Source organism: Pararhizobium arenae (assembly GCF_001931685.1).
Taxonomy (GTDB): domain Bacteria; phylum Pseudomonadota; class Alphaproteobacteria; order Rhizobiales; family Rhizobiaceae; genus Pararhizobium; species Pararhizobium arenae.
Window position 1 is genome coordinate 47,791 of record NZ_MOOY01000005.1, and the last position, 26,533, is coordinate 74,323.

25 protein-coding genes and 1 pseudogene are annotated in these 26,533 nt (G+C 60.8%); 14 read left to right on the top strand and 12 right to left on the bottom strand.

Going from position 1 to position 26,533, the window contains the following annotated elements:
* Window positions 1-24: 24 nt before the first annotated feature.
* Window positions 25-2,586, bottom strand: coding sequence for a GcvT family protein (locus BLX89_RS12035; protein WP_075291165.1), 2,562 nt, complete (start codon window positions 2,584-2,586; stop codon window positions 25-27).
* 211 nt (window positions 2,587-2,797) lie between these two features.
* Entirely contained in the window at window positions 2,798-3,442 is a 645-nt protein-coding gene (locus tag BLX89_RS12040) for a TetR/AcrR family transcriptional regulator (RefSeq protein WP_075291166.1), read from the bottom strand.
* 272 nt (window positions 3,443-3,714) lie between these two features.
* On the opposite strand from BLX89_RS12040, the gene BLX89_RS12045 reads away from it, so the two are divergent.
* The 5 genes from BLX89_RS12045 to BLX89_RS12065 all read left to right on the top strand — a co-directional run bounded on the left by BLX89_RS12045 (window position 3,715) and on the right by BLX89_RS12065 (window position 9,501).
* On the top strand, window positions 3,715-4,272 hold the full coding sequence (locus tag BLX89_RS12045; protein WP_075291167.1) for a TRAP transporter small permease: 558 nt from the start codon (window positions 3,715-3,717) through the stop codon (window positions 4,270-4,272).
* Between the two features lie 10 nt (window positions 4,273-4,282).
* Entirely contained in the window at window positions 4,283-5,563 is a 1,281-nt protein-coding gene (locus tag BLX89_RS12050) for a TRAP transporter large permease subunit (protein WP_075291168.1), read from the top strand.
* A gap of 75 nt (window positions 5,564-5,638) precedes the next feature.
* The gene (locus BLX89_RS12055) at window positions 5,639-6,655 is read left to right on the top strand and encodes a TRAP transporter substrate-binding protein (protein WP_075291169.1); all 1,017 of its coding nucleotides are present in this window, start codon (window positions 5,639-5,641) and stop codon (window positions 6,653-6,655) included.
* Window positions 6,656-6,717: 62 nt separating this feature from the next.
* Window positions 6,718-7,578, top strand: coding sequence for a shikimate dehydrogenase (locus BLX89_RS12060; RefSeq protein WP_075291170.1), 861 nt, complete (start codon window positions 6,718-6,720; stop codon window positions 7,576-7,578).
* Between the two features lie 21 nt (window positions 7,579-7,599).
* A complete protein-coding gene (locus tag BLX89_RS12065) occupies window positions 7,600-9,501 on the top strand; it encodes a bifunctional sugar phosphate isomerase/epimerase/4-hydroxyphenylpyruvate dioxygenase family protein (RefSeq protein ID WP_075291171.1) in 1,902 nt (633 codons plus the stop codon).
* 124 nt (window positions 9,502-9,625) lie between these two features.
* Here BLX89_RS12065 and purU read toward each other — a convergent pair whose 3' ends face one another.
* The gene (gene purU, locus BLX89_RS12070) at window positions 9,626-10,510 is read right to left on the bottom strand and encodes a formyltetrahydrofolate deformylase (RefSeq protein ID WP_075291172.1); all 885 of its coding nucleotides are present in this window, start codon (window positions 10,508-10,510) and stop codon (window positions 9,626-9,628) included.
* Window positions 10,511-10,742: 232 nt separating this feature from the next.
* Window positions 10,743-12,521 carry a methyl-accepting chemotaxis protein gene (locus tag BLX89_RS12075; RefSeq protein WP_143523619.1) on the bottom strand — a complete coding sequence of 593 codons (1,779 nt, stop codon included), beginning with the start codon at window positions 12,519-12,521 and terminating at the stop codon, window positions 10,743-10,745.
* A 450-nt stretch (window positions 12,522-12,971) separates the two neighbouring features.
* On the opposite strand from BLX89_RS12075, the gene ung reads away from it, so the two are divergent.
* Window positions 12,972-13,661, top strand: coding sequence for a uracil-DNA glycosylase (gene ung, locus BLX89_RS12080; RefSeq protein WP_075291174.1), 690 nt, complete (start codon window positions 12,972-12,974; stop codon window positions 13,659-13,661).
* A gap of 8 nt (window positions 13,662-13,669) precedes the next feature.
* Here the strand turns inward: ung and BLX89_RS12085 are convergent, their stop codons facing one another.
* From BLX89_RS12085 to BLX89_RS24655, 4 genes are all read right to left on the bottom strand, one after another.
* On the bottom strand, window positions 13,670-14,578 hold the full coding sequence (locus BLX89_RS12085) for a DMT family transporter (protein ID WP_075291175.1): 909 nt from the start codon (window positions 14,576-14,578) through the stop codon (window positions 13,670-13,672).
* An 88-nt stretch (window positions 14,579-14,666) separates the two neighbouring features.
* Window positions 14,667-15,989, bottom strand: a complete 1,323-nt coding sequence (locus tag BLX89_RS12090; RefSeq protein ID WP_075291176.1) for an HlyD family type I secretion periplasmic adaptor subunit — start codon at window positions 15,987-15,989, stop codon at window positions 14,667-14,669.
* Window positions 15,986-17,749 carry a type I secretion system permease/ATPase gene (locus BLX89_RS12095; protein ID WP_075291177.1) on the bottom strand — a complete coding sequence of 588 codons (1,764 nt, stop codon included), beginning with the start codon at window positions 17,747-17,749 and terminating at the stop codon, window positions 15,986-15,988. Before BLX89_RS12095 ends, BLX89_RS12090 begins: the two co-directional genes overlap by 4 nt.
* A 240-nt stretch (window positions 17,750-17,989) precedes the next feature.
* Window positions 17,990-18,145 (bottom strand): hypothetical protein, encoded by a 156-nt coding sequence (locus tag BLX89_RS24655; protein WP_158025955.1) that lies wholly within the window; start codon window positions 18,143-18,145, stop codon window positions 17,990-17,992.
* Between BLX89_RS24655 and cobF the strand changes: the two genes are divergently transcribed.
* The 6 genes and pseudogenes from cobF to BLX89_RS12125 all read left to right on the top strand — a co-directional run bounded on the left by cobF (window position 18,144) and on the right by BLX89_RS12125 (window position 22,625).
* A complete protein-coding gene (gene cobF, locus BLX89_RS12100) occupies window positions 18,144-18,914 on the top strand; it encodes a precorrin-6A synthase (deacetylating) (RefSeq protein ID WP_075291178.1) in 771 nt (256 codons plus the stop codon). The genes BLX89_RS24655 and cobF overlap by 2 nt on opposite strands.
* Before the next feature lie 107 nt (window positions 18,915-19,021).
* Entirely contained in the window at window positions 19,022-20,389 is a 1,368-nt protein-coding gene (gene cobG / locus BLX89_RS12105; RefSeq protein WP_425348611.1) for a precorrin-3B synthase, read from the top strand.
* A 2-nt stretch (window positions 20,390-20,391) separates the two neighbouring features.
* The gene (locus BLX89_RS12110; RefSeq protein ID WP_075291179.1) at window positions 20,392-21,024 is read left to right on the top strand and encodes a precorrin-8X methylmutase; all 633 of its coding nucleotides are present in this window, start codon (window positions 20,392-20,394) and stop codon (window positions 21,022-21,024) included.
* Window positions 21,021-21,314: SAM-dependent methyltransferase (locus BLX89_RS12115; RefSeq protein ID WP_245292819.1), on the top strand; the 294-nt coding region annotated here is incomplete at its 3' end. The genes BLX89_RS12110 and BLX89_RS12115, both read left to right, overlap by 4 nt.
* Before the next feature lies 1 nt (window position 21,315).
* A pseudogene (locus BLX89_RS12120) lies at window positions 21,316-21,864 on the top strand (precorrin-2 C(20)-methyltransferase); the annotation flags it as partial.
* On the top strand, window positions 21,861-22,625 hold the full coding sequence (locus BLX89_RS12125; protein WP_075291180.1) for a precorrin-3B C(17)-methyltransferase: 765 nt from the start codon (window positions 21,861-21,863) through the stop codon (window positions 22,623-22,625). The pseudogene BLX89_RS12120 and the gene BLX89_RS12125, both read left to right, overlap by 4 nt.
* On the opposite strand, the gene BLX89_RS12130 is transcribed toward BLX89_RS12125, so the two are convergent.
* A complete protein-coding gene (locus BLX89_RS12130; protein ID WP_075291181.1) occupies window positions 22,589-23,353 on the bottom strand; it encodes a cobalt-precorrin-6A reductase in 765 nt (254 codons plus the stop codon). The two genes, BLX89_RS12125 and BLX89_RS12130, sit on opposite strands and share 37 nt — an antisense overlap.
* Here BLX89_RS12130 and cbiE point away from each other — a divergent pair.
* Window positions 23,352-24,584 carry a precorrin-6y C5,15-methyltransferase (decarboxylating) subunit CbiE gene (cbiE, locus tag BLX89_RS12135; protein ID WP_075291182.1) on the top strand — a complete coding sequence of 411 codons (1,233 nt, stop codon included), beginning with the start codon at window positions 23,352-23,354 and terminating at the stop codon, window positions 24,582-24,584. The genes BLX89_RS12130 and cbiE overlap by 2 nt on opposite strands.
* A gap of 32 nt (window positions 24,585-24,616) precedes the next feature.
* Window positions 24,617-25,381 (top strand): precorrin-4 C(11)-methyltransferase, encoded by a 765-nt coding sequence (gene cobM / locus BLX89_RS12140; RefSeq protein WP_075291183.1) that lies wholly within the window; start codon window positions 24,617-24,619, stop codon window positions 25,379-25,381.
* Here cobM and mnhG read toward each other — a convergent pair.
* The 3 genes from mnhG to BLX89_RS12155 are packed head-to-tail and all read right to left on the bottom strand — an operon-like array spanning window position 25,378 to window position 26,530.
* Window positions 25,378-25,767 carry a monovalent cation/H(+) antiporter subunit G gene (gene mnhG / locus BLX89_RS12145; protein WP_075291184.1) on the bottom strand — a complete coding sequence of 130 codons (390 nt, stop codon included), beginning with the start codon at window positions 25,765-25,767 and terminating at the stop codon, window positions 25,378-25,380. The genes cobM and mnhG overlap by 4 nt on opposite strands.
* Window positions 25,764-26,045, bottom strand: coding sequence for a K+/H+ antiporter subunit F (locus BLX89_RS12150; RefSeq protein ID WP_075291185.1), 282 nt, complete (start codon window positions 26,043-26,045; stop codon window positions 25,764-25,766). Before BLX89_RS12150 ends, mnhG begins: the two co-directional genes overlap by 4 nt.
* Window positions 26,042-26,530, bottom strand: coding sequence for a Na+/H+ antiporter subunit E (locus tag BLX89_RS12155; RefSeq protein WP_075291186.1), 489 nt, complete (start codon window positions 26,528-26,530; stop codon window positions 26,042-26,044). The genes BLX89_RS12150 and BLX89_RS12155 overlap by 4 nt, the downstream gene beginning before the upstream one ends.
* Window positions 26,531-26,533: the final 3 nt, after the last annotated feature.

The following is a 26,533-nucleotide window of genomic DNA, read 5'->3' on the forward strand; positions in this document are numbered from 1 at the left end:
CTTCTCAAGAGAATTCTTAACTGATCAGCTGCGTGGTTTGAGGTTTTCCGGGTCATACAGCGGCTTGTAGCCGACGCCGACGACCTCGACCGGATAGGTTTCGGCGAAATACTCGACGTTGAGTTTGCGACCTTCCTGGGCATAGGCATGCGGCAGGTAAGCGAGTGCGATGTTCTTGCCGATGGTCGGGCCGAAGGCGATGGAGGTAGTATAGGAGCGACGGCCGAGTTCGTCGATCAGCACCTCGCCGGTCTCCGGGTCCATGACCGGCAGGGTGCCGACCGGGTAGCGCTTCACGCCGTTCTTATCCGTATTTTCTGTCATGACGAGCGTGCAGAGCATGGCGGGCTGATGAGGCCTTGCCTTGTATTCCAGATGCTTGGCCTTTCCGCGGAAATCGGCTTCCTTGACCTTCGGGCGGGCAAGGTCGGCTTCGATCAGGTTGTACTGAGTCAAGAGATCGGCGTTCTGCAGGCGCAGGCTCTTTTCCATGCGGCGGGAGTTGGCATAGGTCTCGACGCCGAAGGCCATGACGCCGGTGGCGCGCACGGCATCCCAGACGGCAAGGCCGTCTTCATACTTCATGTGCAGTTCCCAGCCCTGCTCGCCAACATAGGAGATGCGGAAAGCGGTGACCGACTTGCCGGCAATCTCGATCGGTTTGATCGCGGCGAAGGCGAAGTTCTCGATATCGAGGCCGGCCGGATCGGCGACCACCTTTTTCAGGTTTTCGCGGGCGTTCGGACCCCATATGCCGATGGTGATGAACTTTTCCGAGACATCGGTGATGGTGACGTCGAGGCCGCGATCTTCCGCCACGCGCTTCATGTAGTGGAAGTCGCGCGGGCCGGCATCGGCGCCGTTCACAAGGCGGCCGCGGTCGGCCATGCGGAAGACGGTGAAGTCGGCGCGCACCATGCCCTCGTCATCGAGGAAGTGGGTGTAGATGCCCTTGCCGATATTGCCGTCGCCACCGATCTTGGCGGCGCACAGCCACTCCAAGAGTTCGACGTGGTCTGGCCCTTCGATATCGACCATGTGGAAATGCGAGAGGTTGACGATGCCGCAATCCTCGCTCATTGCCAGATGCTCGGCGTTGGACACGCGCCAGAAATGGCGGCTGTCCCATTCGTTTTCACGCACCGGAACGCGGTCGCCGTATTTTTCGAGCAGGTGCTCGTTGGCGGCATAGCCGTGGGCGCGCTCCCAGCCGCCAAGCTCCATGAAGTAACCGCCAAGCTCGACTTCGCGCTCGTAGAAGGGCGAGCGCTTGACGCCGCGGCCAGTGGCATAGGGCTCGCGGGTGTGGACAGCGGGGAAGTAGATTTTCTGGGCTGCCTCGAAGGTGCGACCTTCGATGAACTTCTCTTCCAGCTGGTGCGGATAGAAGCGGGCGTAGTCGATCGAGTTGTGGTCGATTTCGGTGCGGCCGTCGGTCATCCAGTCGGCGATCAGCTTGCCGTAGCCGGGGCCGTCCTTGACCCAGATGGCGACGCAGTACCAGAGGCCGCGTACCTTCTGGCTTTCGCCGCAGGAAGGGCCGCCGGCGGCGGAAACCTGCAAGAGGCCGTTGAAGGAATGGCTTTCGTTGTAGCCGAGTTCGCCGAGGATCGGCGTCAGTTCCATGGCACGCTCGAGCGGCTCAAGGATCTGTTCCATATCGAGGTCGCGCTGCGACGGCGACAGGCGTGCCTCATGCTTTTCGAGAATGTCGCGCGGGTGGCAGAGGCGGGGATTTGTGGTTTCGTAATAGCCCCACTCGATCTGACCGCCTTCGGTGGTTTTCGGGTCGCCGGTGTCGCGCATATAGGCGGAGTTGCCCTGGTCGCGCAGCAGAGGATAGCCGATTTCCTTGCCGGTTCCTTCGAACTCGTTGTACGGGCCGAAGAAGGTCAGCGGATGATCGACCGGCATGACCGGCAGGTCCTCGCCGACCATTTCGGCGATCAGGCGGCCCCAGATACCGGCGCAGACGATGACGTGATCGGCCATGATCGTGCCGCGATGAGTGACGACGCCCTTGATGCGGCCACCCTCAACGATCAGCGATTTCGCCGGTGTGTTGCCGAAGATCTGAAGCTTGCCGGACTTTTCGGCAGCATCGACCAGCTTGCCTGCGACGGTCTGCGAGCGCGGAATGACCAAGCCGGCATCCGGATCGAACATGCCGCCCATGACCTGATCTTCCTCGATCAGCGGGAACATCTGCTTGATCTCAGACGGCGAGACGTAGTGCGCGCGGGTGCCGAAAGCCTTGGCGGAGGAGAGCTTGCGCTTGACTTCTTCCATCCACGTGTCGTCGCCGGTGCGCACGACTTCGAGGCCGCCGATGCGGGCGTAGTGGCCCATCTTCTCGTAGAAATCGATCGAATATTGCGTCGTCCAGACCGAAAGATAATCGTGGCTGGTCGTGTAGCAGAAGTCGGAGGCGTGGGCCGTCGAGCCGATGTCGGTCGGGATGCCGGACTTGTCGATGCCGACGATATCGTCCCAGCCGCGCTCGATCAGGTGATGGGCAATCGAGGCGCCGACAATGCCTCCGAGACCTATGATGACAACCTTTGCCTTTTGCGGGAACTCTGCCATTGCGTGCAATCCTGATTGGAAGTTTGGCCTGATTTAGGAGTTTGGCCCGGTTGGGTGTGTGGCCAAACGGAAATCTTGCCGGATTTTAGAGTTTGCCGCGCCGTGACCAGAGCCTGTATACGACATAAACCGCATATAGCACGACTGACTGCGTCATTGGTGGGGCCGCGAATGCCGCTGCAGTCATTCACATTTACCCGATGTTTCGTCCTCAGTTAGGGTCTTTCAGGTAGGCGACGACGGCGTCGGCAATCATGCCCTTGTGACGCTGCATGGTCTCTGCCTCCGAAAGGTCGCGGCGGAAGATGGTGCCGAAGGTGTAGCGGTTCGAAACCCGAAAAAAGCAGAAGGCGCTGATCAGCATGTGCACGTCGATCGGGTCGGCCTTGCGGCGAAATACGCCTGCCGAGTAGCCGCGTTCCAGAATGCCGGCGATGGTTTCGATGACCGAGACGTTGAGGTCTCGGATGGCCTCGGAGCGCAGCATGTGGGCGGCGTGGTGAATGTTCTCGATGCTGACGAGGCGGACGAAATCGGGGTTGGCTTCGTCATGCTCAAAGGTGGTCGATATCAACGTGCGAAGGGCCGCCTCCGGCTCGATGCTGGAGAGCTTCAGGTCTTCTTCCAGCGTGCGGATTTTCCGGTAGGAGCGTTCGAGCACGGCAAGGTAGAGGCCTTCCTTGCTCTCGAAGTAGTAATAGATCATCCGCTTCGAGGTGCGGGTGCGTTCGGCGATGGCATCGACGCGGCCTCCGGCGAGGCCATGGGTCGCAAATTCTTCGGTCGCCACGACCAGAATATCGTCCCGTGTCCTTTGTGGATCATTTTTCCGGCCGTTTTCGGCACGCTTCGCCATCGTCTCAGGCATCCCCCGTCATCCCTTTGCTTTTCAAAACGAATTTCTCGCCTTGACCGTCGCTGGGACGAATCCTCTCCTCGCATTTCCTCATAAGTCTTAGTGAGCTTGGAGCGTGCTTTCAAGAGAGAGTACTTGACATCCGAACTAGTTAGTACATTTTGGAGGCGTCGATGGGAACTTGGAGGAGGGACCGCGACCGTTCGTTGGGAGGAGCCGGCCGTGAGGTCTGATATGCTCCCCGTTTCAACAAACGAAAACCGGGAGGCATCATGACCAAGGCAATCGATTTCTGTTTTCTGCTGGTGAAGATCACCATTGCCCTGCTGCTGGCAGGCATGGTTGTTCTGGTCTTCGGCAATGTCGTGCTGCGTTATGCGTTTGACACCGGCATCACTTATTCCGAGGAACTGTCGCGGATGTTCTTCATCTGGCTCACCTTCCTCGGCGCCTTGGTTGCGATGCGCGAACACGGGCATCTCGGCATGGACATGGTGCTGCGCCGGCTTCCTCCAGCAGCCGCAAAATTTGCGGCTCTTCTCGGTCATGCGTTGATGATCTGGGCGACGTGGCTTCTGATCAGCGGCAGCTGGACCCAGACGATCATCAATCTCAACGTTTCGGCACCGGCCACCGGCATCTCCATGGCGTGGTTCTATGGCGCCGGTCTCGCCTTCGGTGTTCCCGCATTGCTGCTTTTGCTCTGGGATACCTTTTCGATCGCCACAGGCCGCGTCGATGTGAAGACCGCGGAATTCGTTCGTGACAGCGAGGAGCAGGCGGCTCTGGAAGAGCCTGCCACACTTGCCAACCCCATCCTAAAGCATTGAGGGCGCGACGATGACCGTAACCATCTTTCTCGGTGCACTTCTCGGCCCCATGGCGCTGGGCGTTCCCATCGCCTTTGCCCTGATTATCAGCGGCGTTGCGCTGATGATGTATATGGACCTGTTCGATGCGCAGATCGTCGCGCAGAACGTGCTGAACGGCGCGGACAGCTTTCCGCTGATGGCCGTGCCGTTTTTCATGCTGGCTGGCGAAGTTATGAATGTCGGCGGCCTTTCCAAGCGCATCATCAATCTTGCCATGGTCATGGTCGGGCATATCCGCGGCGGTCTCGGCTTCGTGGCGATCTTCGCCGCCTGCATCATGGCGAGCCTCTCCGGTTCGGCGGTTGCCGATGCTGCCGCGCTTGGCGCGCTGCTGCTGCCGATGATGCTGAAATCGGGCCACAATCCGGCCCGTGCCGGCGGTCTCATCGCATCGGCTTCGATCATCGGTCCGATCATTCCGCCGTCGATCGGTTTCATTCTTTATGGTGTGGTTGGTGGTGTTTCGATCACCAAGCTCTTTCTGGCGGGTATCTTCCCGGGCCTGATGATTGGTGCAGCGCTCTGCATCACCTGGCTTCTGGTCGCGCGCAAGGAGCAGTTCCAGCTTCCGCCCCGCCAGCCGGCTGCCGTCCGCTGGAAGGCGCTTGGTGAGAGCGTCTGGGCACTGCTGCTGCCGCTGATCATCATTGTCGGTTTGAAGTTCGGCGTGTTCACCCCGACAGAGGCCGGCGTCGTTGCCGCCGTCTATTCGCTCTTCGTTGCTATGGTGGTGTATCGCGAGCTGCCGCCGTCGAAGCTGTTCCATGTCTTTGTAGCAGCAGCCAAGATCACCGCAATCGTCATGTTCCTGGTTGCCTGCGCTTCGGTCTCGGCCTGGCTGATCACCGTCGCCGATGTTCCCGGCGATCTCGCCAGGATGATCGAGCCGCTGATGGGCAACCAGACGCTGCTCCTGCTTGCGATCATGGCCTTGGTCGTCGTGGTGGGGACCGCCATGGACATGACCCCGACCATCCTGATCATGACGCCGGTGCTGATGCCGATCATCAAAGAAGCCGGCATCGATCCCGTCTATTTCGGGGTGCTGTTCATTATCAACAATTCCATCGGCTTGATCACGCCGCCTGTCGGCACCGTGCTCAACGTGATCTGCGGCGTATCCAAGCTATCGATGGAAGACCTGATGAAGGGTGTCATGCCCTTCCTCATCGCCGAACTCATCGTTCTTTTCCTGCTCGTCCTGTTCCCGCAACTGGTGACCGCGCCGGTCGCATGGTTCGGACATTGAGCCTGAAAGCGCCTTTTCAAGAAGGCAATCTGCAACCGGCCGGAGGGAGAAACCGGCCAAAACGGGAGGACTAACATGCTGACCAAAATGACACGCCTTGCGCTCGGACTTGCGTTTCCGATCGCTCTTTTGATGGCAGGCCCTTCGGCTGCCGAAATCAACGAACACACGATCAAGTTCGCCTCGGCCAACAACAAGGGCCATCCGCAGGTCACCGGCATGGAGAAGTTTGCCGAGCTTGTGAAGGAAAAGAGCGGCGGCAAGATCGAGATCAAGCTGTTTCCGGGCGGCGTGCTTGGCGGCGACGTCCAGACCGTTTCGGCGCTGCAGGGCGGTGTCATTGAAATGACCGTTCTGAACGCCGGCATTCTGGCGAGCAACGCCAAGGCTTTCGGTGCGGTCGATCTGCCGTTCCTGTTCAATGATGGGGCAGAAGCCGACAAGATCATGGATGGCGCCTTTGGCACCAGCCTTATCAATCTTTTGCCGGATACCGGCCTTGTTGGTCTCGCCTATTGGGAGCTTGGCTTCCGCAACCTCACCAACAACCGTCGTCCGGTGACCACGCTGGAAGACATCAAGGGCCTGAAGATCCGCACCATCCAGTCGCCGATCCCGATCGAGCTGTTCAACAGCCTCGGCGCCAATGCCGTGCCGCTGCCTTACACGGAACTCTACACCGCGCTCGAAACCGGCACGGTCGACGGCCAGGAAAATCCCGCCGCCAACATCCTGAACGCCAAGTTCTACGAAGTGCAGAAGTACATGACGGTCACCCGTCATCAGTACAACCCGCAGATCGTGCTCATCAGCAAGAAGTTCTGGGATACGCTGAACGACGAGGAGAAGGCTGTCATCCAGTCCGCCGCCACCGAAGCACGCGACTACCAGCGCCAGGTTTCCCGCGAATTCGATGCCAAGGCGATCGAGGACATCAAGGCGACCGGCATGGAAGTCAGCGAGCTTTCGCCGGAGGAAACCCAGAAGCTGCGCGATGCGGTGAAGCCGCTGATCGACAAGTTCTCTGCTGAGATCGGTGCCGATACCGTTGCGGCGCTGTTCAAGGAACTCGACGCCGCGCGCGGCCAGTAAAACAATCGCCGGCCCGCCGCCTGAGGGCGGGCCGGCTTTTCCTCGAAACGAAAGCTGCCGATATGACCGAGACACTCCTCAAGCCGATCAAGGCCGCATTGATCGGCTCCGGTATCCAGGCCTCGCTCACACCCGCGATGCATATGCGCGAGGGCGCGGCACAAGGGTTCTCCTACGATTACGAGTTGCTGGACCTGTCTCAGCTCGGCGCGACACCGGACGATCTGCCGAAGCTTCTGGCGGATGCCGAAGCGCGTGGCCTGAGCGGTCTCAACATCACTCATCCCTGTAAGCAGGCCATCATCCCGTTTCTGGACGAACTTTCCGGAGAAGCGCGCGATCTGCGCGCCGTCAACACGGTCGTTCTGAAGAACGGTCGCCGCTATGGTCACAACACCGACTGGTGGGGTTTTGCCGAAAGCTTTCGCCGCGGACTGCCGGATGCGGAGTTGGATTCCGTCGTGCAACTGGGTGCCGGTGGAGCCGGTGCTGCCACCGCCTATGCAATCCTGTCGCTCGGCGTGCGGAAACTGGCAATCTTCGACCGTGAGCCGGAGCGGGCCGTTGATCTCGTCGAGGCGCTTTCTGCGCTCTTTCCGGATGCAAGCATCGCAACCGGCAGAGACCTTGCGGCTTCAATGCGCTCGGCCTCCGGCCTCATCCACGCAACGCCGACCGGCATGGCAAAACATCCTGGCCTGCCCTTGCCAGCAGAGCTGCTCGATCAACGCCATTGGGTGGCCGAGATCGTTTATTTCCCGCTGGAAACCGCACTTCTGAAGGCTGCGCGCGAGCTTGGTTGCCGCACGCTCGATGGCGGTGGCATGGCGGTTTTCCAGGCGGTTGGGGCGTTTCGCCTTTTCACCGGCCGCGATCCGGATGTCGACCGCATGCTGGCGCACTTCAAATCCCTGACCTCCTGATCTCGAAACAAGGAGACGCCGATGAAGACCTCCATTGCGACCGTATCGCTGAGCGGCGATCTCAGGCAAAAGCTGGAAGCCATCGCCAAAGCGGGTTTCGATGGCGTCGAAATCTTCGAGAACGATTTTCTGGTTTTCGACGAAAGCCCGCGTCAGGTGGGCAATATCGTGCGCGATCATGGGCTGGAGATCACGCTTTTCCAACCCTTCCGCGATTTCGAGGGCATGCCGGAGCCTTTGCGCAGCCGCACCTTTGACCGGGCCGAGCGCAAGTTCGATGTCATGCAGGAGATGGGCACGGACCTCGTGCTTGTCTGCTCCAATGTTTCTTCGGCGGCCCTTGGCGGCATCGATCGGGCGGCGGCGGATTTTCAAGAACTTGGCGAACGCGCAGCGAAACGCGGGTTGCGCGTTGGCTACGAGGCGCTGGCCTGGGGGCGGCATATCAACGATCACCGGGATGCCTGGGAAATCGTGCGCCGTGCCGATCATCCCAATATCGGCCTGATTCTCGACAGCTTCCACACGCTGTCGCGCAAGATCGACGTCAATTCGATCCGCTCCATTCCAAAGGAAAAGATCTTCATCATCCAGCTCGCCGATGCGCCGCTGTTCGACATGGACCTGCTCTACTGGAGCCGCCACTTCCGCAACATGCCGGGCGAGGGCGACCTGCCGGTGCTCGAGTTCATGAAGGCTGTAGCGGAGACGGGTTACGACGGCTATCTCTCGCTCGAAATCTTCAACGACCAGTTTCGTGGCGGGCTGCCCCGCGCAATCGCCAATGACGGGCATCGATCGCTGTTTTATCTCGGCGATCAGGTGAAGCGCGCGTTGCCGGATGTGGCGATGGATGTGCCGGAGATGCCGGCGCGCAGTGCCGTCGAAGGCGTCTCCTTTGTCGAGTTCACGATTGACGAAGCAGAGGCACCGCAGCTTGAAGCGCTGTTCCGCACGCTGGGTTTTCGCAAGGCGGCAAAACACAAGAGCAAGAATGTGGTCGTGTTCCGCCAGGGTGCGATCAATCTCGTCGTCAATATGGACGAGGGCGGTTTTGCCAACGCATCCTATCTCGTGCATGGCGCATCCGCTTATGCCATGGGGCTGATGGTGAACGATGCCGAGGCCGCGCTGGCGCGGGCCGTGGCGCTTGGGGCGGAGCGCTTCGAGCAGCCACTTGATCCGGGCGAAATCGAAATGCCGGCGGTGCGCGGCGTCGGCGGCGGTCTTGTCTATTTCCTCGATCGCAGGAGTGCCCTCGGCAAGATCTGGGATATCGAGTTCGATCCCATCGAAGACGGTATTCCGTCGGACGCCGGGCTGACGGCGATCGACCATCTCGCCCAGACCATGCGCTATGACGAACTGCTGACCTGGCTTTTGTTCTACACCTCGATCTTCGCGGCCCATAAAACGCCACTGGTCGATATCATCGATCCCTCCGGCATCGTGCGCAGTCAGGTGGTGGAAAATGCCGAGGGTACGTTGCGCATCACGATGAACGGGGCGGAGAACCGCAACACGCTCGCCGGCCACTTTATCGCCGAAACTTTCGGTTCCGGCATCCAGCATATCGCCTTCAAGACCGACGACATCTTTGCCACTGCCGAGAAGCTGGCGCAAAGCGGCTTCGTGCCGCTGGCGATCTCGCCGAACTATTACGACGATCTGGAAGCGCGGTTTGGCCTTGAACCAGACCTCTGCGAGCGACTACAGCGCTTTAACATTCTCTACGATCGCGATGACAGTGGAGAATATTTCCAGCTTTACAGCCCGACCTATGGCGAAGGCCTGTTTTTCGAGATCGTCGAACGGCGGGGCTACAAGGGATATGGCGCGGCGAATGCGATCTTCCGCATTGCGGCGCTTCGCAAACATTTGCGGCCAACAGGCATGCCGGCGCTGGCGAACGCCCTTGCTTGATTGCCGCAAACAACTCCACCGTCATCCTCGGCCAACGAGCCGAGGATCTGCTAAAGTTTCGTAAAATCAAACGCCTGACGATGGTCGGGTCAAGCCCGACCATGACGGAGGGAGCTTTTGCGGATCAGCCCATGCGCTCGGAAGCGTAAGACCCGGGGCTGGCCGGGAAGACGATGGTCTTGTTACCGTTCATGAAGACGCGGTGATGGATGTGGGCGTGCACGGCGCGCGCCAGAACCTGGCTTTCGACATCGCGACCGATCGAGACGTAGTCATCCGGTGACTGCGCATGGGTAATGCGAGCAACGTCCTGCTCGATGATCGGACCTTCATCGAGATCCTCGGTGACGTAATGCGCCGTGGCGCCGATCAGCTTCACGCCACGCTCGAAGGCCTGCTTGTAGGGGTTGGCGCCCTTGAAGCTCGGCAGGAACGAGTGGTGGATGTTGATGATGCGGCCGGACATCTTCTTGCAGACCGCATCCGAGAGAACCTGCATGTAGCGGGCAAGCACGATCAGCTCTGCTTCGGATTGCTCGACGATCTCCATGAGGCGCGTTTCGGCCTGCGGCTTGTTGTCCTTGGTCACCTTGATGTGGTGGAAGGGAATGTCGTTGTTGACGATGACCTTCTGGTAATCGAAGTGGTTTGAGACGACGCCGACGATGTCAATCGGCAAAGCGCCGATCTTCCAGCGATAGAGAAGGTCGTTGAGGCAGTGCCCGAAACGCGACACCATCAACAGCACCTTCATGCGGTGCTCGCTGTTGTGCAGTTCCCAGTTCATCGCAAACTTGTCGGCGACCGGCACGAAACCCTTCTCGAGCTCCTCGGTCGTTGCGCCTTCCTGGCTGGTGAAGGTGAGACGCATGAAGAACAAGCCGGTCTGCAGGTCATCGAACTGCGAGCTGTCGACGATGTAACAGCCCTTGTCGGCGAGATAACCGGTGATGGCCGCAACAATGCCGCGGGTGGATTTGCAGGATACGGTCAGCACGTAGCTTTTCATCGTCGTCGGTCTCTCAATTTCAGGGTCTGTCCGATACCGGATTGTGGGAGAAGCTAGCGCGCCGCCCGCCCACCCGTCCATCCGTTTCGCGACATCCGATAGCAGGAACAGGCCATGGAGCGGCATGGAAAATGCCGGGGCGCCATCGAGCGGTCGAGATGGTCGCGCAGAAAACAAAAACGACGCCCTTTTCAGTGCGCCGTTTTTTCCATTCAAAGCGAAGTTCGAGAGATCAGAACTCTTCCCAGCTCTGCTCGGCTTTGGCTGCATTTCCGGAGAAGGCATGGGCAACTTGAGCTGTCATGCGGCGTGCGGGGGATGAGACCGGGCGGCTGCGGCTCACATCCGCCGCCACGGGTCCGCTGTTGCCGTTGCCGACTTTGAACTGGCCGAGCATTGCAAAAAGCGCCTCGGCTTCCTTTGCAAGCGAGTGGCTGGCGGCGGTCTGCTGTTCCACCATGGCGGCATTCTGTTGCGTGCCCTGGTCCATGGCGTTGACGGCATGGTTGATTTCCTGCAGGCCGGTTGCCTGCTCCCGGGCGCCGCCGACGATCGCCGAGACATTGGTGTTGATGTCCTCCACCTGCGAGACGATCACTTCCAGCACCTTGCCGGTTTCGCCGACAAGGGAAACGCCGTTCTTGACATGCTCGCCGGAGGTCCGGATCAGCGCCTTGATTTCCTTTGCAGCCGTGGCGGAACGCTGGGCGAGTTCGCGCACTTCCTGGGCAACCACGGCAAAACCCTTTCCGGCTTCGCCGGCCCGCGCCGCCTCGACGCCGGCGTTCAGAGCCAGCAAATTCGTCTGGAAGGCGATCTCGTCGATCACGCCGATGATGTTGGAAATGCCGCGGGAGGAATCCTCTATCTGGCTCATGGCCGCGACGGCATTGCGGACAACGGTTCCGGAGCGTTCAGCGTTGTTGCGTGTGGCCATGACGAGATTGCCGGCTTCTTCGGCGCGTCTGCTGGAGTCGGACACCGTCATGGTGATTTCCTCAAGCGCGGCGGCGGTCTCTTCTACCGATGCAGCCTGACGTTCCGTCCGTTTCGCCAGATCGTCGGCCGCAGCGCGGATTTCGCCGGAACTCGCCGCGATCGCCTGGGCGTTGCGTCCCACGGAGGTCATGGCGTCTTTTAGCTTTTCCACGGCGTCGTTGAAGTCATGCCGCAGCTTCTCCATCGTCGGTACGAAGGCCTTGTCCAGCCTCTGCGTGAGATCGCCGTCGGCAAGGCTCTTCATGGCGGTGGCAAGTGCGCCCACGGCGCCCATGCGTTCGGTGACATCGGTCGCGAACTTCACGACCTTGATGACCTTGCCGTGGATATCGACGATAGGGTTGTAGGTGGCTTGGATCCAGATTTCCTTGCCGCCTTTCCCGTAGCGTACGAACTCATTCGCCAGAAACTCCCCACGGCCGAGCTTGTCCCAGAATGTGCGGTATTCTTCGGTGGCAACATAGGACGGATCGCAGAAGATGCGGTGGTGCTGGCCCTTGATCTCAGAAAGCTGGTAGCCGACGGCCGCGCAGAAATTCTCATTGGCGGCGAGAATCTCTCCCGTCGGTGTGAACTCGATGATCGCCTGCGAGCGCGACGCGGCAGAGAGCTTGCCGGCATCTTCCATCGCCTTCAATTTGACGGCGGTAATGTCGGTCGCAAACTTCACGACCTTGTAAGGCTTGCCGCCGCGGAAGATGGGATTGTAGGACGCCTCGATCCAGATGTCGCGGCCGCTCTTGGTGATGCGGCGATACTGCATGCTCTGGAACTCGCCACGGGCGAGTTTGCCCCAGAACTCGCGATATTCGGAACTCGCGGCTTCGGCGGGATCGACGAAGATGCGATGGTGTTTTCCCTTGATCTCGGCGAGCGCGTAACCAAGTGCTGCGCAGAAGTTCGCGTTTGCGTGCAGGATATTGCCCTGCAGATCGAATTCTATGATGGCCTGCGACTTGTTCATCGCAGCGAGGATCGCGCGAGAGTCTCCGCCAAAACCGGGAAGATGCATGCCCATTGTCGCCTCCAAGCGATTGACCGTATATTTGTCCGGGGTCACCGGGTCCTGTCGTTGCGGTTGACACACCGCCTGATTGTTCTCGAACTGCCCGGCTGCACCCTCTTTGCCTCGACGTTTGCTGTCGGGTTTGTGGCGCTTGCCAAGCGGCCCCGGTCTGGTTCGTCGGTCGCGGCGGCTTGGAATACAACTATTGGTATAATTTGATGAAAGTTTTGTTAAAATTTATCTATAAAATTGCACCTGCGACTTTCGGGAATACCGGGCTTCCTAGCTGAAATTGCCCGAAAATTTTTCTTGCAGAACGCAACATTCAATATTCCGTTGGTTGATTTAGAGAATTACGATTTAATCATCCCTGAAAAGCTGACTGCACGAATTTCTTGCCTCTCCGTGCTGGCGCACTACTATCCCGGTGTTTTGGGCGAGGCAGGAACAGCCGTCATGGACTTAAGCGTGCGCTTGGAGGAAAGCTGGAAATTGGCGCTTTCCGGAGAATTTTCACAACCATACATGGCAGATCTCAAGGCTTTTCTGCTTGAACAGAAGACCCAGGGCAAGGTAATTTTCCCGAGAGGGTCGGAGTATTTCCGGGCGCTCGATCTAACCCCGCTTGACAAGGTGCGGGTGGTGATCTTGGGCCAGGACCCTTATCATGGAGAGGGACAGGCCCATGGATTGTCCTTCAGCGTAAAGCCGGGCGTGCGCATCCCGCCATCGCTCGTCAATATTTTCAAGGAACTCCAGAGCGATCTCGGCCTGAAACCCGCGGCCCACGGTTTCCTCGAGTATTGGGCACAGCAGGGTGTCCTGCTGCTCAACAGCGTCCTGACCGTGGAGCGATCGATGGCGGCGTCCCACCAGGGAAAGGGATGGGAACGTTTTACCGACGCGATCATTCGCGCTGTCAACGAGCAGACTCATCCGGTCGTTTTCATTCTGTGGGGTTCCTATGCCCAGAAAAAGGCGGCCTTTGTCGATCGCTCGCGACACCTCGTTCTGACGTCGCCGCATCCATCGCCGCTATCGGCCCATAACGGGTTTTTCGGAAGTCGTCCCTTCTCCCGGGCAAACGACTTCCTCGTTTCCAAGGGCTCTTCGCCGATCGATTGGACTTTGCCGGACAATCTGTAACGTCGTCGCTACGTCAGCGGCTGACCGGCGTTTTTCGAAACCGTTCGCGCCTCACGGCGCGCAACGACGGCTTCCCGCCAGACTGTAAAAATACCGGCAGCGACGACGATTGCGGAGCCGGCAACGGTGTTGAGATGCAAGGTCTCTCCAAAAATCGAGACGCCGATGACGGAGGCGAAAACAAGCTGAAGATAGGTCAGCGGTTGGACCTCGGCGGCGTCCAGATGTTCGTAGGCCTTGATCAGGCAAAAATGGCTCGTCGTCCCGGTAATGCACAAGAGGATCATCCAGAACCAGTCACCGGCTGCGAGCGGCGTCCAGTAGAAGGGGCCGATCAAGCTGATGGCAACCGCCCCGGCAACGCCGGTGTACAGGAAGCTGGTCGTCGATGTGTCGTCGTGGCTCACCAGCCGCGTGGCGATGACGTAGAATGCAAAAACCAGCGCTGACGCCATTGGGATCAGGACGTTCACGTCGAAGCCGGCATCGCCGGGTTTGAGGATCAGAAGAACGCCCAAGAGACCGACGATGATCGCCGACCAGCGCCGCCAGCCAACGCGCTCGCCGAGGATAGGCATCGAGAGCAGGGCGACAAAGATGGGCCCGGCGGAAAAAATGGCCTGCGAGTGCGCAAGTCCGACCCTTGCAAAGGCGGTGATGACGACGACGATCTGGCCGGCAAGCAAAACGCCGCGCAAGGTCTGAAGCACCGGCCATTTTGTCTTGAATGCCGCCAGCAGGCCGCCGGGCGAGCGGGCGGCCCAGGCAAGCGCGAAGGCCGCGAACACCCAGTAACGGATCATCGTGATGAGGACGGGCGGATAGAGGCTGCCGAGATATTTCGAGATCGCATCCTGGATCGAAAAGATCGTGATCGCCAGGAGAACGAAGATATAGCCGGTGGTTTTGGGAGACATGATTGGCAGCCATATACCCGAGGCACCGCGGATGCCACGGGTTTTTGCAGTGCAAAAGAAATGCGGGGCAGATTGCCCCGCAGCGATGTCAGTCTTCCCGGAACGTATGCCGCATCTGTTCGGTCAACGGCTTTGCGAGATAGGAGATCACCGTTCTGTCGGCGATCTTGACGAAAACTTCCGCAGGCATGCCGGGGTAAAGCGTCAGGCCTTGCAGTTTCTTCACGCTTTCCGGTTTCGGGCGAACACGGATCGGGTAATAGCTGATCCCGGTACGCTGATCGGTCACGAGGTCCGGTGCGATGGTGACGACTTCGCCATCGATGACGGGCGTGGTGCGCTGGTTGAAGGCGCTGAAGACCAGTTCCACGGGCTGACCGAGCCGGATCTGGTCGATGTCATGGGTTGCGATTCTTGCTTCCACCGTCAGGCTGTCGGCTTCGGGCACGACGAGCATCAGCTGTTCGCCGGGGTTGATGACGCCGTTGATGGTGTGGACCGCAAGCTGGTAGACGCGACCGGCGAGCGGCGCGGTGATGTCGAGCCGTTTCAACTGGTCGATGGCCGCGACCTGACGGTCTTCATACTCCGAAATCTTGGCTTCGACTTCAGTCAGTTCCTTGGCGACTTCCGTGCGGCGATCTTCTTCCAGCTGCAGTATCTGCAGATCGATTTCGCTGGACTTGCCCGCCGCCTGCGCGCGTGCGGCGAGACGGGCACCGCGATCCCCTTCAAGCTGCGCCCGTTCCCGCTTCAGCGTCGTCACGCGCTGCATCGAAACCAGGCCCTCCTTGTAGAGTTTCTCAAGGCCGTTCAGTTCCTCGGCGATCAGCTTCAGGGCATCTTCTATCGCGGTCAGCTGAACGGTCAGGCCTTCCGTTTCATCCTTGAGCTGGTCCTTTCGCGAGGCGAGCTGGTCTTTCATGCTGGCCAGTGCGTTCACGCGACTGACGAAGAGCTTGCGTTCGCTTTCTTCCAGCACTTGTGCCGCGGTGGCGGTGGTCAGCTTCGTCAAGTCTTCCGGGATCGTGAAGGTGCCGCTGCTGCTCTGCTCGGCCAGAAGACGGGCGCGGCGGGCGTAAAGCTGGGCAAGCGTGTTCTGCACAATCGAAAGGTTGGCGCGAACCGTCGTGGCATCCAGGCGCAGCAGGACCTGGCCGGCATCGACGCGGTCACCTTCCTTGACCAGCAGCTCGCCGACGATACCGCCGGTCAAATGCTGGATCTTCTTGACATTGTTTTCCACGACGACGGTGCCGCTGGCAACGATGGCGCTCGACAGTTCCGTCGTCGCGGCCCAGCCGCCCACGCCGGCGACCAGCGCAGTGGACAGAACAAGCACCGCGATTATGTGGCTGCGTAGCGACCGGCGGGAGTTTACGGGTTTCGCTGTGTTCTGAATGTCGCTCATGATGCGTCGTCCTGTCCTTCGCCAACGACCTTCAGGGTTGCCGGGCCGGCGACTTGTGGTTGCCGGTTGTCCTGACGCAGAATCTTGCTCAAAACCTCTTCCTTGGGACCGAAGGCCTGCATGCGGCCCTCGTTCATCATCAGCACCATGTCCGCCGCGGCAAGGGCGCTTGGGCGGTGGGCGATGACGATGACGATGCCGCCGCGCTGGCGAACGGACATGATCGCTTCGCTCAAGGCCTGTTCGCCTTCCGCGTCGAGGTTCGAGTTGGGCTCATCGAGCACCACGAGGAAGGGGTCGTTGTACAATGCGCGGGCAAGCGCCACACGTTGCCGCTGGCCGGCCGAAAGCGCGGCACCGCCATCGCCTATTTCCGTCTCGTAACCGTTTGGCAGCTTCAGGATCAGATCGTTGACGCGCGCGGCACGAGCAGCAGCCACGATCGCATCCGCTGTCGCCCCTTCTTCGAAGCGGGCAATGTTCTGCGCCACCGTGCCGGCGAAAAGCTCGACGTCCTGCGGCAGATAGCCGATGTGGCGACCGAGCCGGTCGCTGTCCCACTGATCGAGGGCTGCGCCATCAAGGCGCGCGGAACCGCGGAAAGCGGGCCAGATGCCGATCAGGGCGCGGGCAAGCGACGACTTGCCGGAGGCGCTCGGGCCGATGATGCCGAGCGCGCTGCCGGCGCGCAGCGTGAAGTTCACATCGGCGAAGGTCAGGCGCTGGGCACCGGGAGGCCCGCCGGCCAAGCCTTCGGCTGTCAGCCGTTCGCGTGGCGCCGGTAGCTCCAGGGGCGCATCGCGCTCGGGCATGGCTTTCAGGAGTTCATTCAAGCGGCCCCAGCTCTGGCGGGCGCTGACGAAACCACGCCAGTTGCCGATGGCAAGTTCCACCGGCGCAAGCGCACGGGCGGTCAGGATCGAGCCGGCAATGATGATGCCGGGAGAGGCGAGGCCTTCGATGACGAGCACGGCACCTGTGGCCAGCACGCCGGATTGCAGCGCCATTCGGAACACCTTGGAAAGCGCGCCATAACCATTGCCGACGTCCGAGGTCAGCCGGTTTTCCTCGCGGTAGGTTTCGTTGCGCTCGTCCCATTTGCGCGACATGCGGCCGAGCATGCCCATGGCCTGCATCACCTCGGCATTACGCTGGGATGACTGGGCAAAAGCATTGCGCATGTTGCCGGCCTCGGAGGCGCGCTTGGACGGCGCCTGCGTTCCGCGATTGGTAAGGAAGGTGAGGACGATGAGGATCAGCGAGCCGATGATGGAGACGATGCCGATCATCGGGTGAAACAGGAAGCAGATCAGAATGTAGAACGGCAGCCAAGGCAGATCGAAAAAGGCGGATGGGCCGCTGCCGGAAAGAAAGGCACGGACCTGATCGAAATCGCGCAGGGCCTGCAGGCCGTCGCCATGGGTGCGCAGCTTCAGCGGTGCCTGAACGATCGTGCGGTAGATGCGCGCGCTCATCGCTTCATCGAGCGCGCCGGCGATGCGCACCAGCATGCGGCCGCGCATCATTTCGAAGGCGCCCTGGAAGGCATAGAGCAGAAGGGCGAGGATGCAGAGCGCGATCAGGGTCGGAATGCTGCGGCTCGGCAAAACGCGGTCATAGACCTCGAGCATGAAGAACGAGCCGGTCAGGTACAGAATGTTGACCAGCGCGCTGGCGATGCCGACGCCGATGAAGGCAGTCTTGCAGTTTCGAAGCGCCTGTGCCGGTTCCGAGGCGCGCTGCTTCTGAGATAATGTCATTCGTTTGCTCGTCGCTACGGGGCCGGAATGATCAGGCCCGCTTATTCATTGCGAGTTTATTGGTAAAAGCTTGTCATTGATTTGCCCTGTTACTTTCGAAACAAGACACTTCAATTTTAAAGACAGTGCTCACTGTGCAGCAATTCTGCAGCCTCTGCTGTCGCCGGCTCACCGCTTTTCGTAGCAAACCGCGCTTTTTTAAAGTCATGAAACGAATAGGCCGATCTCATAGTTGAGGCATCACGGTTTTTCCATGTTTATTTTGGAAAAAAAACCGGAAATGAATCGATATGACGCAACCTCCTCCCTGTTTTCATTTTCAGGGAAACGTTTGCCGGCTTGCATCCGCGGGATCGATCCGCCAAACAGGCGGGGAAACGGGGCGGAGCTTTCCATGAGGCATATTCTGATCGTCGGCATCGGTGCCGGCAATCCGGAGCATATGACGGTTCAGGCGATCAATGCGCTCAACGGCGCAGAGGTGCTTTTCGTGCCGAAGAAGGGCGAGAGCAAGGCGCAGCTTGCCGATATCCGCCGTGACATTATCGACCGTTATGTCAGCAACACCCGGATACGCGTCGTAGAATTCGATGTGCCGGTGCGGGAAACACGCGACCGTTCCTATGACCGCAGCGTCGATGACTGGCATGCCGCCATCGCCGAGATCTACGAGAACTTGCTCAAAGACAATGTGGGAGAAACGGACCGGGCCGCCTTTCTCGTCTGGGGCGATCCGATGCTCTACGACAGCACGATCCGCATCATCGAGCGGGTGAGGACGCGGGGGCGTGTTGTTTTCGATTTCTCCGTCATTCCCGGCATCACCAGCCTGCAAGCGCTGACGGCCGTGCATCGCATTCCGCTTAATCTCGTGGGCAAGCCGGTGGAGATCACAACGGGCCGCAGGCTTGCCGAAAGCGTTGCCGAAAAAGGCCGCACCAAGGTTATCATGCTGGATGGCGAGCAGGCGTTTTTAAAAGTGAACGATCCCGAAGCGTGGATTTACTGGGGCGCCTATCTCGGGACCGAGCAGGAGATCGTCATTTCCGGCCCGCTCCATGAGGTGCGGGATGAGATCGCCAGGACGCGCGCCGAGGCACGGGCGCGGCATGGCTGGATCATGGATATCTATCTGATGCGTTCCGGAGCTGATTTCGACGCATGAAGCGCCTGCTCGAATGCGTCCTCCTGCTTCGTTTTGCAGGATGGCGGCGGCAATTGCAGTTGGTTAGAATGGCGCAGGCGGGGCCGTTGCCCGGGAGTTGAGTAAACGTGGATAGCGCAGGAACAGCCGGGAGATCAGCAGAAGGGGACGCGGCTTTCGTTGTCCTGGCTGATCGGCGTCGCGGTGGCTGTCCCACCCTGTCCCAACCGATGCAGACGGGGGATGGTCTGCTCGTGCGGTTGCGGCCCGGCACGCCCGGCCTCTCACCGGAGCACTTGATCGCGCTCGCGCAGGCGGCACGCAGGCATGGCAATGGCATTCTCGATATTACCGCGCGTGGAAACCTGCAGATCAGGGGGCTTTCCCTTGAAACAGTGGGTCCTTTGGCCAACGACATTGCCGATGCGGGCATTGTTCCGGCGCAGGGGCTTGCGATCGAAACCCCGCCTCTCGCCGGGTATGATCCCTCCGAGCTTTGCGATCCGCTTCCCTTGGCGGGCGCCTTGCGATCCGCTGTCGAGACCGCTTTCCCGCCGCTTGTGTTGGCGCCAAAGCTCTCCGTCATCATTGATGGCGGCGGGCAGCTCGATCTTGCTGCCGTTGTGTCCGATATCCGGCTGACGGCCGAAATGAACGATGGAAAGCTCCTTTGGCGGCTTGCAGTGGCGGGCAATGCCCAGTCGGCCATCCGGATTTCGCTGTTGCCGACGCAAGCGGTGATCGCTGCTGTCATGGATGTTTTGCGACGGCTGTCCGCGCTTGGGCCGAGGGCGCGGGGGCGTGATCTTGTTGCTACCGAGTTTGCATCCGACGAAAAGGTTGTTGCAGAGCCCCGTTCGCCGAGGCACCCGGCAGGTCTGCATGCGCTTGGTCCCGGCCGTGTGGCATTTGGAGTAGCACTTGCCTTCGGACAGATCGAAGCGGAAGCACTGATTGCGTTTGTGCAGGAAACAAAGTCTCTGGGAGCGCAGGAATTGCGTCTTGCGCCCGATCATGCCCTGCTGGCTCTCGGGATACCCGAAGATGCCGCCGATGCGTTTGCCCGTTGCGCGACCCGGCTTGGCTTGCGGCCTGACCCGAAGGATAAGGGCCACCATGTCGCGGTCTGTGCCGGCAAAGGGGCCTGCGCGTCTGCGATGGTGGACACCAAACACGCGGCGCGGCTCATAATTTCGGATGCGCCGGCACTTCTCGATGGGTCTTTTGCCGTCCATGTTTCGGGCTGCGCCAAGGGCTGTGCGCATCCGGCGTCCGCTCCGGTGACGCTTGTCGGTGCGCCAACAGGCTACGGGCTTGTCGTCAATGGACCTGCCTCGACCCTTCCAGGCGTCTACATCGAAGAAAAAAAGCTCGATGAAGCACTGTCGCGCCTCGACGCGCTGGTGCGGAGCGAGAAACACGCTGGCGAATCGGCGCGTGCCTGCCTAACACGGCTCGGCGCAAGCCGCATCATCGCTGCGGTTCAACAGGGATAGAGATGCCTGAATACGATTATATCCGGGATGGCAACGCCATCTACGAACGTTCCTTTGCCATCATTCGCAGCGAGGCCGATCTTTCGCGCTTTTCCGAGGAGGAGGCCGATCTGGCGGTGCGCATGGTGCATGCCTGCGGCCTGGTGGACGCGGCCCAGCATTTCGAGTTTTCTGACGGTTTTGTGGGTGCAGCGCGTGACGCGCTGAAAGCCGGCGCACCGATTTTCTGCGATGCCTTTATGGTGGCGCAGGGGGTGACGCGCGCGCGCCTTCCGGCCGAGAACGAAGTGATCTGCACGCTGCGCGAACCGGAGGTGCCGGAAATTGCGCGCGAGATCGGCAATACCCGGTCGGCGGCGGCGATGAAACTCTGGCTGCCGAAGCTTGCCGGCGCGGTCGTTGCCATCGGCAATGCGCCGACGGCGCTATTTTATCTGCTGGAACTGCTGCGCGACGGCGCGCCGAAGCCGGCGGCCATCCTTGGCATGCCGGTCGGCTTCGTCGGTGCGGCGGAGTCCAAGGATGCGCTGGCGGAAAATTCCTATGGCGTGCCCTATGCCATCGTCCGCGGCCGCCTCGGCGGTAGTGCCATGACGGCGGCGGCACTGAATTCGCTCGCGAGGCCAGGCCTGTGAGCGCGGCGGGACGACTGATCGGTGTCGGGACCGGCCCGGGCGACCCGGAGCTTCTGACCGTCAAGGCGGTAAAGGCGCTGGAGAGCGCCGACGTGCTCGCCTATTTCGCCAAGGAAGGCCGGCGCGGCAATGGGCGTGCGATCGTCGACGGGCTGGTGAAGCCCGGTATGGTCGAATTGCCGCTCTATTATCCGGTGACCACCGAGATCGACAAGCATCACGACGACTACAAATCCAGCATCACCGGCTTCTATGATGCTTCGGCGCAGGCGGTGGCGGCGCATCTCGACNTTTTTTAATGATACGGCGACCACCGAGATCGACAAGCATCACGACGACTACAAATCCAGCATCACCGGCTTCTATGATGCTTCGGCGCAGGCGGTGGCGGCGCATCTCGACGCCGGGCGCACCGTTGCCGTCCTGAGCGAGGGCGATCCCCTGTTCTATGGCTCGTACATGCACCTGCATGTGCGGCTTGCCGGGCGCTTCAACACCGATGTCATTCCGGGCATCACCGCGATGTCCGGCTGCTGGTCTCTGGCGGGCGTGCCGATCGTGCAAGGCGATGATGTTTTGTCCGTCCTGCCCGGCACGATGGCGGAAGCCGAGCTTGGCCGCAGGCTGCTCGATACGGAAGCGGCCGTGATCATGAAGGTCGGCCGTAATCTTCCAAAGATTCGCCGTGCTCTCGCTGCGGCCGGGCGCCTGGAACAGGCGCTTTATGTCGAGCGCGGCACCATGGCGAATTCGGCGCTGTCGCGGCTTGCCGAAAAAGAGAACGACGAAGCGCCCTATTTCTCGCTGGTGCTGGTGCCCGGCTGGAAGGACAAGCCATGAGCGGCAAGCTTTACGTCATCGGCACTGGGCCGGGCGGCGCGCAGCAGATGACGCCGGAGACACGGGCAGCAGTGGAAGCGTCCGACGATTTCCTGGGCTACGGCCCCTATCTCGACCGGTTGGCGCTCAGGTCGGATCAGAACCACATCGCTTCCGACAATCGCGAAGAGCTGGACCGTGCCTGCGCGGCGTTGAAGCTTGCCGCGTCGGGCCGCAAGGTGTGCGTCGTGTCCGGTGGCGATCCGGGTGTGTTTGCCATGGCGGCTGCCGTCTGCGAAGCGATCGATGGCGGGCCGGAGGAATGGCGATCGATCGATCTTACGATTCTGCCCGGCGTGACGGCGATGCTGGCGGTTGCAGCTTGCGTCGGCGCTCCGCTCGGGCATGATTTCTGCGCGATCTCGCTGTCCGACAATCTGAAGCCCTGGGATGTCATCACACGACGGTTGCGGTTGATGGCCGAGGCGGGCATGGTGATCGCGCTCTATAATCCGATCAGCAAGGCGCGGCCGTGGCAGCTCGGGGAGGCTTTGTCTTTGTTGCGGGAGACCTTGCCGGGCGAGACGCCGGTGATCTTCGGTCGGGCCGCAGGGCGGCCGGACGAGCGGATGCAGATCATGCCGCTTGGCGAGGCGGATGCTTCGAAGGCCGATATGGCAACCTGCGTCATCATCGGCTCGCCCGAGACGCGGCTGATCGAGCGAGCCGGCCAGGCGCCGCTCGTCTATACGCCGCGCTTCATCACCAGGGAGAGTGCGTGATCGATAGCCAGAAGCGCCTCGGAAACGGTGCCGACCGTCTGCACATCAGGTGTGGCTTTGCGCTCGACCATGATCACCGGCAGGCCCAGTCTGCGCGCGGCTGCGATCTTGCCATAAGTGGCATCGCCACCGCTGTTCTTCGTGACCACGACGTCGATGCGGTTTTCGACGAGCAAACGGTGCTCATCCGCTTCGGCGAAGGGGCCGGCGGAGAGGATGTAGCTGACATCGGGCAGGTCGAGCGCCCGGGTGACGGGATCGACGCTGCGCACGAGGTAGCTGTGCTGCGGTGCGGCTTCGAAATAAAAGGCCTCTTGCCGGCCGATGGCGAGGAAGACACGCCTTGGTATGTCGCCGAGAGCGGTAACGGCTTCAGGCATGGTGGCAACGCTTGTCCAGCGGTCGCCTTTCAGCCGTTCCCACGCAGGTCGGCGCAGGGCAATGAGCGGTGTGCCGGCGAGATGGGATGCCTCGGCGGCATTGGCGGAGATTCGGGCGGCGAAGGGATGAGTGGCGTCGATCATCAGGTCGATCCGATGTTCGCGCAGATAGGCAGCCAGTCCTTCCACGCCCCCAAAGCCGCCGCTGCGAACCGGAACGGGCTGCGCCATCGGCGTTTCCGTACGACCTGCGAGCGACAGGGTGATATCGCAATCGCCTCTTTCGGCCAGTTTTTCGGCCAGCCGGCGGGATTCCGTCGTGCCGCCAAGGATCAGGATATGGGGCATGGTTGAAACGACATCCTCGGACGGGCGTTGGCTGACGGTTATCGGTATCGGCGAGGATGGTCTAGCCGGTCTCGGCGACGAGGCCAAGCGGGTGCTTGCGTCGGCTGCTGTCGTCTTCGGCGGCAAGCGGCATATTGCGCTGGCGCAAACGGCGATCACCGGCGAGAGACGGTGCTGGCTCAGCCCCTTCGAGCGCTCGGTGGATGAGGTCGTGGCGCTGCGCGGCACGCCCGTCGTGGTTCTTGCCTCCGGCGATCCGTTCTTCTTCGGCGTCGGCGTGACGCTTGGCCGGCGGATCGGGCGCGAGGAGATGCGGGTTATTCCGGCACCCTCCGCCTTTAGCCTTGCGGCCTCGCGCATGGGTTGGGCGCTGCAGGATACGGTCATGGTTTCGCTGCATGGGCGGCCGCTCGATCTCGTCCGCCCGCATCTGCAGCCGGGCTCGCGGGTGATTGCGCTGACCTCGGATGAACAGGGGCCGGAGGAGTTGGCTCGGCTTTTGACCGAAGAGGGTTTCGGCGCCTCGCGACTGACGGTTTTGGAGGCGCTGGGCGGCGAGCGGGAGCGGGTGACGAGCTTTGTCGCTTCCGCCTTTGCGATCAGCGGCATCGATCCCTTGAATGTCTGCGCAATCGAGGTGCAGGCCGATCAGGATGCGCGGGTGCTGACCTTGGCCTCGGGGCTGGATGATGGGCTCTTCGAGCATGACGGGCAGATCACCAAGCGCAAAATCCGCGCGGTGACGCTTTCGGCGCTTGCACCGCGGCGGGGAGAACTGCTGTGGGACATCGGCGGCGGGTCGGGCTCGATCTCGGTCGAATGGATGCTCTGTGATCCGGAAATGCGGGCGATTGCTATAGAGGCTTCGCCGGAGAGAGCGGCGCGGATTTCGCGCAACGCGGCCCGGTTTGGCGTGCCGGATTTGCGGGTTGTCGTGGGTGCGGCGCCGGCAGCGCTGGAAGGCTTGCCAGTGCCCGATGCGATTTTCATCGGTGGCGGCGGCAGCGAGGATGGGGTGATGGAAGCCGCGCTTTCTGCCCTTCGTCTCGGTGGGCGGCTGGTTGCCAATGCTGTCACGACCGAGATGGAGGTGGTGCTGCTTGCCTGTCAGGCGAAGCTCGGCGGCAGCCTGACCCGTATCGAGATTGCCCGCGCGAGCCCGGTCGGCAGCATGACGGGGTGGAAGCCGGCGATGCCGGTGACGCAATGGACCTGGGTGAAGCCCGTTTGAGATGAGGACCGCCTCGGCGGAGAGGAACGATCATGACAGTGCATTTCATCGGCGCAGGCCCTGGTGCTGCAGACCTTATCACGGTGCGCGGACGCGATCTGATCGCCCGCTGCCCGGTCTGCCTCTATGCGGGTTCGATCGTTTCGCCTGAGCTTCTGCAATATTGCCCGCAAGGCGCGCGCATCATCGATACCGCGCCGATGTCACTGGACGAGATCGAGGCGGAATATGTGCGCGCCGCTGAAGCCGGCGAGGATGTGGCGCGGCTGCATTCGGGCGATCTCTCGGTCTGGAGCGCGGTGGCCGAACAGATCCGTCGGCTGGACGCGCGCGGTATCGACTACACGATGACGCCGGGTGTACCGTCCTTTGCTGCGGCGGCAAGCGCCCTTGGAAGGGAGCTGACCATTCCCGCCGTTGCCCAGAGCCTTGTGCTCACCCGCGTCTCCGGCCGTGCCTCGCCGATGCCGAATGCCGAGACGCTTGCCGGTTTCGGCGCAACGGGGGCGACGCTTGCCATTCATCTGGCGATCCATGCGTTGGATCAGGTGGTGGAAGAATTGACGCCGCTTTACGGAGCAGATTGCCCGGTGGCGATCGTCGTCAAGGCGTCATGGCCGGACGAGCGCATCCTGCGCGGCACGCTCGGGGATATACAAGCGAAGGTCGCGGCCGATCCTATCGAGCGCACGGCCCTGATCTTCGTCGGCCGTTCGCTGGCATCCAGCGATTTCCGGGAAAGCTCCCTTTACGACCCGGCCTATCAGCGACGTTTCCGAGGACGGGATAGCTTTTAGACGCCGGCACCCTTATCGAGTTCTGGATCAAGGGCTTCACCTAGGGGTTTCGAAGGGACGTCGTTCTTGCTCTCGAAGCGGTCGCGGTAAAGCGCCGATTGCCCCAACATCATCAGGGTGACCGGCGTGGTCAGAACCACGAAGGACACGATCAGAACCTCGTGAAAAATCCAGCGGCTCTGGAGAACGGCAAAACAGATCATCGAGGCAAGACTGATGAGCAGCACGCCGCCGCTGGCAGCAAGCGTCGGCGCGTGCAGGCGGCTGTAGAAGGTATCGAGCTTCAACAGGCCGAGTGCGCCGATGAGTGTCAGGCCCGAGCCTGCCAGCAGCAACAGGCAGACGATCATGGCAGCCCAGACGGGAAGGTCGGTGACATAGCTCATTCGATCACCTCGCCGCGCATCAGGAACTTGGCAAATGCGATGGAAGAGACGAAACCGAGTAGGGCGATGATCAATGCCGCCTCGAAATAAATCGTATTGGCCGTGCGGATGCCGAAGGTGACCAGCAACAGCATGGCGATGATATAGAGCGCATCGAGGCCCAGGATGCGATCCTGTGCGCGAGGACCACGCACCATGCGATAGAGCGCGCAGCCCATGGCGAGCGTCAGAAGGATCTGCGACACGAGGATCGTCCAGATGATCAGCAGTTCGCTCATCCGAAAATCTCCTTCAATGGCGTGACATAGCGCCTTGTGATGAGGTCGATCCAGTATTGCTCGTTTTCGAGATCGAGCACATGGAGCGTCAGAAGTTTGGTCTGCCGGTCATGTTCCAGCCAGGCGGTGCCCGGGGTTGCCGTCAGGATGCAGGCGAGCATGGCGAGCGCGTTTTCGTCTTCCAATTCGATTTTCATCGTCAGGAAGCCGGAGTTCAGCGGACGTCGGCCAGCCCGAAGGATCACCATCATCACTGCCATGTTCGAGCGGAAGACGTCGACCGCGATATGGGCTGCAAGCGGCAGGAACAGGCGTGTCCGACGCAGCACCGATTTGTGCGGCTTCAGATTGGCCATGATCCAGACGAGCAGGGCCGAGAGGATCGAGCCCAGGATGATCTGCCCGACGGACAATGACTGGTTTATCAGCAGCCAGACAGTCAGAAGGCCGAAGAACAGCAGCGGATAGGGAAGCCAGACGCGCATCGG